The following is a 1978-nucleotide window of genomic DNA, read 5'->3' on the forward strand; positions in this document are numbered from 1 at the left end:
CATTATTTTTAATTCATATTTATGAAAAATTATCTATTTTATATTAGGAATCAGGCATATGTTATGTATTAACTAAATTTATTTTCTGGAAATCAATAACCATGAAATCTAAATGAGCCACCACGGAAATGGTTGTAATTAAAATATTTTATAATACATTTATAAAGGATATCATTCCAACCTTATCCCATGGCTATTCTGAAAATTCCCGGAACGATTTTCATAATTTTTTTCAGGCTCCTTAATTGTAAAAAAGACAATTTGCACCACAGGATCATATTTTTTTATTGTAATTTTGTCTCCATAATTAATAAAGGACATTGTTAAGTTTCCATGGAAACCTGCATCAACGAAACCAAAGGACCCAAATATTCCCTTTCTGGCATACCGTGATTTTATATATAATGATGCAGTAATATTATCTGGCATGTTAATAACCTCCAACGATGAAATAAAGAATAATGTTTTACTTTCTATGTCCTCACCAGGTATGATGTTGCCGACCCTTAAATCGTAGCCGTTGGGTGTAAGCGAGGCCTCCTTAAAGTTCTCAGATATAAGCTTGCCATTTTTCACATATTCCAGTATTTCCCTGTCATTTAGCATTATTGCTTATATAACGTTTATTAATTATTTTTGTTATTACAGGGTACATAAGCAGGGCAACCGTAAATGATACATAATAACTTACATCAACACCTCCAAGATATAATTTTGATATAATTCCCTCATATACAACCCCGGGGTCCATAAATGGTATGGATAGTAAAAGCCCTGTAAGGTATGATATAATACCGGCATAATTAAAACCTGGTATTATATCAGTTCTGAATTTTGTTAATTTATTTACAATAAAGAAATCTGAAATCATTATACCTATCCATGGTGTTATCCAGTAATCGAGTATAAAAAGAAAATCCTCATAAAATGAATAAAACCGTGCATATGTTATTAGGGATAAAATTCCGGCTATTATAATGCCAAGAACTGAGGCCTGTTTTCTTGTGATTTTTATACCTGCCGTCAAAAGAGAAATGGAATTTGAATATAAATTAATGGCATCTGCTGCTATACCACCCAGAAATATTGCAAACAGACCTATGATTCCATATGGATGTAATACTGAGCTCAGGTCCGTTGCAGGATTTCCTGAGGGGTTTAATGAGATTATGGCGACAATCATTCCGGCTATTTCTGACCATATGGATGCTATAAATCCACCAAGGAATGTATAATAAAAGATTCCATGACCATCCTCGTTGAATCTTGAATAATCTGAGGCATACGGTGCCCATGACATTATGTATGAAAACGAGGTGGCCAGCGTAATTCCAAAGGCTATTCCGCTGGGATATGATACTGAGGCGTAATTTAATATTGAAGATGAATGATAAATGCCGGATACTATTATAAAAATAAATATTAAACCAAGAACGGCGGACATTGATCTTTCAAAATATGATATGGTTTTTCTTCCTGAAAATGATATAACAAAAATAATTATTGCTAGAATTATTATTGATACAATATAATTACCAAGATGAAATGCAAGAGAAAATGCAAAAGATGCCAGTACAATATTTACTGTAAGCCATCCAAGTGTATTAATGTATTGAAGTACTGACATGGCCTTTCCAAATTTAAGACCAAAGGCGCGGAAGCCCAGAACCATCTGTGGCAATCCAGTTTTTGGACCGCTTAATGACACTATGCCAACCATTGCGGATCCCAGGAGATTGCCAATTAGGAATGCAAGCAGTGATAAATACAGGTTAAGCCCTAAAATTACCGGAATAAAGCCAACAGCAAAATCCCCTATGGTTAAATTTGATGCAAACCAAAGGAAAAACAATTCTGATTGTTTATGCATTTTTTTGGCTGGTGAATCAATAAAATCAGTATTATTTTGATAATTCTTTTGAACATTGTTACCGAACAGATGTTCTCTCATATTGCATGAATATATTGATAATATATA

General features: G+C 33.2%; 2 protein-coding genes. Both read right to left on the minus strand.

Annotation, left to right across the window (positions count from 1 at the left end; genetic code table 11):
- Nucleotides 1–171: 171 nt before the first annotated feature.
- A complete protein-coding gene (locus AOG55_RS06165) occupies nt 172–606 on the minus strand; it encodes a dCTP deaminase (RefSeq protein WP_048100995.1) in 435 nt (144 codons plus the stop codon).
- Nucleotides 596–1978, minus strand: a 1383-nt coding sequence (locus tag AOG55_RS06170) for a purine-cytosine permease family protein (protein WP_330218582.1), incomplete at its 5' end; no start/stop codon positions are given. The genes AOG55_RS06170 and AOG55_RS06165, both read right to left, overlap by 11 nt.

Source organism: Acidiplasma cupricumulans (assembly GCF_001402935.1).
Classification (GTDB): Archaea; Thermoplasmatota; Thermoplasmata; order Thermoplasmatales; family Thermoplasmataceae; genus Acidiplasma; species Acidiplasma aeolicum.

Excerpts from the sequence above, each read along its gene's own strand:
- AOG55_RS06165 (WP_048100995.1), bottom strand. The coding sequence starts at position 606 with ATGCTAAATGACAGGGAAATACTGGAATATGTGAAAAATGGCAAGCTT.